The organism is Streptomyces olivochromogenes, from assembly GCF_021538895.1.
Lineage (GTDB): Bacteria > Actinomycetota > Actinomycetes > Streptomycetales > Streptomycetaceae > Streptomyces > Streptomyces olivochromogenes_A.
On sequence record NZ_JADDRL010000118.1, the window covers coordinates 22,429 to 28,631 of the forward strand.

The following is a 6,203-nucleotide window of genomic DNA, read 5'->3' on the forward strand; positions in this document are numbered from 1 at the left end:
TCCCGCAGGACGAACGCCGACGGCTGTCACCGGGCGGCCTCCGCGGCCCGCCGAGCACGGGCGACATCCGTGGCCACACCGGCCTCGGTGAGTGCGGCGCCCAGCGCCGTCAGGCTCGCCGCCACGGTCCGCGGCGTCGCGTCCGCGCCGTAGTGATTGACCCGGATCATCTCCTTGGCCAGCGCGCCCCCGCCCGCGGCCAGCGGCACCGCGGGGTCGTGCCGAAGGGCCCGGGCCACCAACTCCGAGGCCACCACTTTCGGCGGCACCCGCAGCGTCGTGGCGACCGGCGCCGCGTCCCGGGTCTCGTACACATACGGCTCCAGACCCCCGCCCAGTGCCGCCGCGCCCGCCCGCGTGGCGAGCGCCGCGGCCCGGTGCCGGGCCATGACCGCGTCCAGTCCCACCGTCTCGATCCGCTCGACGCATGCCTCCAGCGCCAGCATCTCCAACTGCGCCGGAGCGTGCGGCAGTGCCGTCCGGCCGCCGTCGAGCCAGCGCTCCTTCCAGTCGAGGAGGGAGAGGTAGGAGCGCCGCGGGGCGTTCGGGTTCGCGGCCATCCGGGCCCAGGCCCGCTCGCTCACCGACACCGCCGACACACCCGCCGGCCCGCCCATCGCCTTCTGTGCCCCGATCACGCACAGGTCCACGCCCCACGCGTCCGGCAGCACCGGCTCGGCGCCGACGGAGGCCACCGCGTCCAGGTAGAACAGCGCGCCGTGCTCCCGTACCACCTCGCCGATCTCCGCGACCGGGTTGGTGTTGCCGGTCGCCGCCTCCGCGTGCACCAGGGACACGAAGCCGATCTCCGGGTGCTCGGCGAAGGCCTCCCGGATCTGCGCGGCGGTCACCGCCGTGTGGAACGGCACCGCCAGGTCGATCACCGTCACCCCGCAGTCCCGCAGCCAGTCCCCGAAGGTCTGGCCGTACGGGCCGGTGATCACGTTCAGTGCCGTCGTGCCCGGTCCTGCCGTCGCCCGGATCGCGCCCTCCAGCGGCAGCAGCGCCTCGCCCTGCATGATCACCACGTCCTGCCGGGTGTCCAGCAGCCCGGCCACCCGGTCCTCGATGGACGCGAAGTGCGCGGCGCTCAGCGGGGGCAGGTCGAGGAAGGGGTGGGTCACGGCGGCGCTCTCCTCGCTCACGGGGGTCGACGCAGATGAGCGTAACCGGCCGGGTTCATCCCCTTCGACCGGCGACTTCCCAGGCCGGACGGTTCCGAAGCCATGGGTTTGGTTTGAGACACCCAAACATCTCCTTATAATCGGAAGCCCCATAACCGGAACTCAAAGCTCCCCCACAGAGAGGTCTCCCTCGTGAAAACGCTCCTCGGGCGCCGGGCCCGCGTCCTGGCCGCAACCACCGCGACGGCCGGGCTCGTGCTCGTGGCCGGCTGCTCGTCGAGCGACAGCGGCGGTGCCAAGAAGACGGCCGCCGGCGGCGTCGAGGTGGTCCAGGGCGGACAGCTCACCACCTGCACGCATCTGCCGTACCCGCCGTTCCAGTCGGAGATCGACGGCAAGGTGCAGGGCTTCGACGTGTCGCTCATCGATCTCGTTGCCAAGAACCTCAAGGTGAAGCAGACGATCGTCGACACGCCGTTCGAGAACTTCAAGACGGGCGCGTTCCTCAACTCCGGCCGGTGCGACCTGGCCGCCGCCGGCATGACGATCACCCCCGAGCGCAAGAAGAACGTCGACTTCTCCGACCCGTACTTCGACGCCACCCAGGCCGTCCTCGTCGACAAGAAGAGCGGCATCACCTCGCTCGCCGACGTCAAGGCCAAGGGCAAGAAGCTCGGCGCCCAGGCGCAGACCACCGGCGAGGACTACGCGAAGGGCAAGGGCTACGATCCGGTCTCCTTCGAGTCCTCCGACGCGGTCCTCAACGGCCTGCGCACCGGCCAGGTCCAGGCCGTCGTCATCGACTACCCGGTGGTCCAGGGCTGGCTGAAGGACAAGGCCAACGCCGGCGCCTTCCAGGTGGTCGACAACCTCAACACCGGTGAGCAGTACGGCTTCACGGTGAAGAAGGGCAACGCCAAGCTCCTCGCCGCCATCAACAAGGCGCTCGCCGACGCCAAGGCCGACGGCACGTACAAGAAGCTCTACGAGCAGTGGATCGGCCCGTACACCGCGTCCGCCGCCTCCGCCTCGCCGTCCGCCTCCTGACCCCATGGCCGACACCGACGTACGACTCCGGCCGCGGAAAAAGGGACTGACCCGGAGTCAGAAGCGCCGTCTGTCCCGGGGCGTCCAGTACGCCGTCTTCGTCGCCGCCGTGATCGCCGTCGCGGTCACGGCGGACTGGGGACGGCTGCAGAACCAGTTCGCGCAGCCGGACATCGCGCGGCAGATGTTCCCCGACGTCCTCACGCTGGCGCTGAAGAACACCGTGCTGTACACGGTGTCCGGCTTCGTGCTCGGCGTGGCCCTCGGCCTGGTCGTCGCGCTGATGCGGCTGTCCTCGGTGGGCCCGTACCGCTGGGTCGCGAGCGTCTACATCGAGGTCTTCCGCGGCCTGCCCGCGCTGCTGATCTTCGTCTTCATCGCCGTGGCCGTGCCCCTGGCCTTCCCCGGCACGGAGATCCCCGGCGGCACCTACGGCAAGGCCGCCCTCGGGCTCGGTCTGATCGGCGCCGCCTACATGGCGGAGACCTTCCGCGCGGGCATCCAGGCGGTGCCCAAGGGGCAGATGGAAGCGGCCCGTTCGCTGGGCTTCTCGCCCGCCCGCGCGATGGTCTCCATCATCATCCCGCAGGCGTTCCGGATCATCCTCCCGCCGCTCACCAACGAGTTCATCATGCTCTTCAAGGACTCGTCCCTGGTGCTGCTGCTCGGGGTGACCCTGGAGGAGCGGGAACTGTCCAAGTTCGGCCGTGACCTGGCCAGTACGACCGCCAACTCCACGCCGATCCTGGTCGCCGGCCTGTGCTACCTGCTCGTCACGATCCCGCTCGGCTTCGTCGTGCGCCGCATGGAGGCCAAAGCCCAGGAGGCCGTCAAGTGAGCACCCCCGGGACCCCCGGCACCCCCGCCGCCACCGGCACCGCCGAGATCCAGGTCCGAGACCTGCACAAGTCCTTCGGTGACAACCAGGTGCTGAAGGGCATCGACCTGGAGATCCGCCAGGGCGAGGTCGTCTGCGTCATCGGCCCCTCCGGCTCCGGCAAGTCGACCCTGCTGCGCTGCGTCAACCTCCTGGAGGAACCTACCCGGGGCCAGGTCTTCGTCGGCGGCACCGAGGTGACCGACCCCGACGTGGACATCGACGCCGTGCGCCGCCGTATCGGCATGGTGTTCCAGCAGTTCAACCTGTTCCCGCACCTGTCGGTGACCGAGAACCTCACCCTGCCGCAGCGCCGCGTGCTGCGCCGGGACAAGGCGACGGCCGCGCGGATCGCCGCCGAGAACCTGGCGCGGGTCGGCCTGTCCGAGAAGGCGGACGCCTACCCGTCCTCGCTCTCCGGCGGTCAGCAGCAGCGCGTCGCCATCGCCCGCTCGCTGGCCATGGGCCCCGAGGTGATGCTCTTCGACGAGCCGACCTCGGCGCTCGACCCCGAGCTGGTGGGCGACGTCCTCGCCGTCATGCGCATGCTCGCCGACGAGGGCATGACGATGATGGTCGTCACCCACGAGATGACCTTCGCCCGCGAGGTCGCCGACCGGGTCGTGTTCATGGACGGCGGGGTGATCGTCGAGGAGGGCGCCCCCGCCCGGGTGATCGGCGACCCGCAGCACGAACGCACCCGGCACTTCCTCTCCCGCCTGCTCGACCCGGCGATGGCCGAGGTGGAGGAGGAGACCTCGGACCAGGTGGGCGGGACCGAGCGGTAGCTGTCCTAAGGTGCGGTACATGAGCGATCACGCGGTGCTGCACGTGAAGGGGCGGATCCTCGTCGGCCCGGACGAGGTCCGTGACGAGTTGTGGGTGGTCGGCGGGCGGGTCTCGTACGACCGTCCCGCCGGCGCCCAGGAGATCCGGACCGTCGAGGGCTGGGCGCTGCCCGGCCTGGTCGACGCCCACTGCCATGTGGGCCTCGGCCCGCACGGCCCGGTGGACTCGGACGTCGCCGAGAAGCAGGCGCTGACCGACCGTGAGGCGGGCACGCTGCTGATCCGGGACGCGGGCTCGCCCTCCGACACCCGGTGGGTCGACGACCGCGAGGACCTGCCGAAGATCATCCGGGCCGGGCGGCACATCGCCCGCACCCGCCGCTACATAAGGAACTTCGCCCACGAGATCGAGCCGGACGAGCTGGTGGCCTACGTCGCCCAGGAGGCGCGGCGCGGCGACGGCTGGGTGAAGCTGGTCGGTGACTGGATCGACCGCGACCTCGGCGACCTGTCCGCCTGTTGGCCCCGCGAGGCGGTGGAGGCGGCCATCGCCGAGGCGCACCGGCTCGGCGCCCGGGTCACCGCGCACTGCTTCGCCGAGAGTTCCCTGCGGGACCTGGTCGAGGCGGGCATCGACTGCATCGAACACGCCACGGGCCTGACCGAGGACCTGATCCCGCTGTTCGCCGAGCGCGGTGTCGCGATCGTGCCGACCCTCGTCAACATCGCCACCTTCCCCTCCCTCGCCGCGGGCGGCGAGAGCAGGTACCCGCGCTGGTCGGCGCACATGAGGCGACTGCACGAGCGGCGCTACGACACGGTGCGCGGCGCGTACGACGCGGGGATCCCGGTGTACGTCGGCACGGACGCCGGCGGCTCGCTGGCGCACGGGCTGGTCGCGGGCGAGGTCGCGGAACTGGTCACGGCGGGGATCCCGGCGGTCGAGGCGTTGTCGGCGACGAGCTGGGGGGCCCGCGCCTGGCTCGGCCGGCCGGGGCTGGAGGAGGGCGCGCCGGCGGACCTGGTGGTGTACGAGGCGGATCCGCGGGCGGACGTACGCGTGCTGGCGGCTCCGCGCCGGGTGGTGCTCAACGGGCTCGTCGTGCAGTAGGGCGGGCGAACGCCTGTACCGGGAGATTCGAAAGGATTGACTAGAAACTCACTATTGAGTGAAGTGACGCAGGATTGCTGACCGTTCACCCACAGTGCGTAATTCTGACCGGGTCCCAAGCAGTCTCGTCTGGGGGTCCCACACCTTGAACGGCAACAACTTCCGCATGCCCGCACGCCGTCTCGCCACCGTCGCGACGGCCACGGCCCTCGCCGCCGGTCCCGCCGTGCTGGCCGGCGCGGGCTCCGCGCACGCGACCACCGACCACGGTCGTGCGAGCGCGGTCGTCCTGCGCACCGGGCTGGACGTGTCCCTGCTCAACAAGACCGTGAACGTCCCGCTCGCGGTCTCGCTCAACGAGGTCCAGGCACCGCGGAGCGCCGAGCGGACCGCGCTGAGCGCCCGCCTGGACGGCGTGGACGGCGGCAGGCCCTTCTCCGTCCTGGCCGCGGACGTCGCCTCGGCGAAGGCCACGGTGACCGCCGACCGCGCCGAGGGCTCCGTCCGCCTCTCCCACGCCAGGCTGCACGTCCCCGGTCTGCGCCTGCTGTCCCTGGTCGAGGTCGACACGGTCACCGCGAAGGCGACCTGCGCGGCCGGGAAGGCGCCCGTCGCCACCTCGAACGTGCTCGGCTCGGTCACGGTGCTCGGCAGGCGCGTGACGCTGACCGCCGGCGGTCCGACGGACGTCAAGGTGCCCGGGGTCGGCGAGGTCCGCCTCGACCTGTCGAAGCGCGAGACCACGACCCGCTCCGCGGCCGCCACCGCCCTCGAACTCAAGGTCTCCGTCAACCCGTTGAAACTCAACGTGGCCGAGGTGGAGGGCACCCTGATCCTGGCCAAGGCCACCTGCGAAACCCCCACACACCTAGCAAGATCCGTGGTCCCGTCGACCACCCCCACCCCCGACGTAAAGCCCCAGGGCGCCCCGGCGGAGGCCGACCTGGCAGAAACGGGCGGCAACCCGACGACCCCGTACTTGGCGGCCGGCGCACTGGGGTTCGTGGTGGTCGGGGGAGGAGCACTGGTACTGGCTCGGCGCCGCAGGGGGTGAGACCGGGGTGGGGCTGCCGCCGTGGCGGAGGTTGACGCCGAGGTAGGAGGCCCCGCCGGGTCGGGGGCGGTCTGCCCTCCCGGGGATCGGATGGACCGGGTGGTGGGTGAGTTCCTGGGGGCCCGACGGGCCGGGTGGCGGTCGAGTCCGTGAGGGTCGGGCGGCCGGGCGACGCGCCGTCCCCCAGGGTGGATCGGGCGGG

The 6,203-nt window shown here is 71.5% G+C and carries 6 protein-coding genes; 5 read left to right on the top strand and 1 reads right to left on the bottom strand.

Features of this window, described 5'->3' with window-relative positions:
• Positions 1–26: 26 nt before the first annotated feature.
• A complete protein-coding gene (locus tag IPZ69_RS38100) occupies positions 27–1,124 on the bottom strand; it encodes a pyridoxal-phosphate-dependent aminotransferase family protein (RefSeq protein WP_235459294.1) in 1,098 nt (365 codons plus the stop codon).
• Positions 1,125–1,316: 192 nt separating this feature from the next.
• Here IPZ69_RS38100 and IPZ69_RS38105 point away from each other — a divergent pair, with 192 nt between their 5' ends.
• The 5 genes from IPZ69_RS38105 (at position 1,317) to IPZ69_RS38125 (ending at position 6,001) form a co-directional block, all read left to right on the top strand.
• The gene (locus IPZ69_RS38105) at positions 1,317–2,171 is read left to right on the top strand and encodes a transporter substrate-binding domain-containing protein (RefSeq protein WP_235459295.1); all 855 of its coding nucleotides are present in this window, start codon (positions 1,317–1,319) and stop codon (positions 2,169–2,171) included.
• A gap of 4 nt (positions 2,172–2,175) precedes the next feature.
• Entirely contained in the window at positions 2,176–3,009 is an 834-nt protein-coding gene (locus IPZ69_RS38110; protein ID WP_235459296.1) for an amino acid ABC transporter permease, read from the top strand.
• A complete protein-coding gene (locus IPZ69_RS38115; protein WP_308407584.1) occupies positions 3,006–3,836 on the top strand; it encodes an amino acid ABC transporter ATP-binding protein in 831 nt (276 codons plus the stop codon). Before IPZ69_RS38110 ends, IPZ69_RS38115 begins: the two co-directional genes overlap by 4 nt.
• Positions 3,837–3,855: 19 nt before the next feature.
• Positions 3,856–4,947, top strand: a complete 1,092-nt coding sequence (locus IPZ69_RS38120) for an amidohydrolase family protein (protein WP_235459297.1) — start codon at positions 3,856–3,858, stop codon at positions 4,945–4,947.
• Between the two features lie 145 nt (positions 4,948–5,092).
• Entirely contained in the window at positions 5,093–6,001 is a 909-nt protein-coding gene (locus tag IPZ69_RS38125) for an SCO1860 family LAETG-anchored protein (protein ID WP_235459298.1), read from the top strand.
• Positions 6,002–6,203: the final 202 nt, after the last annotated feature.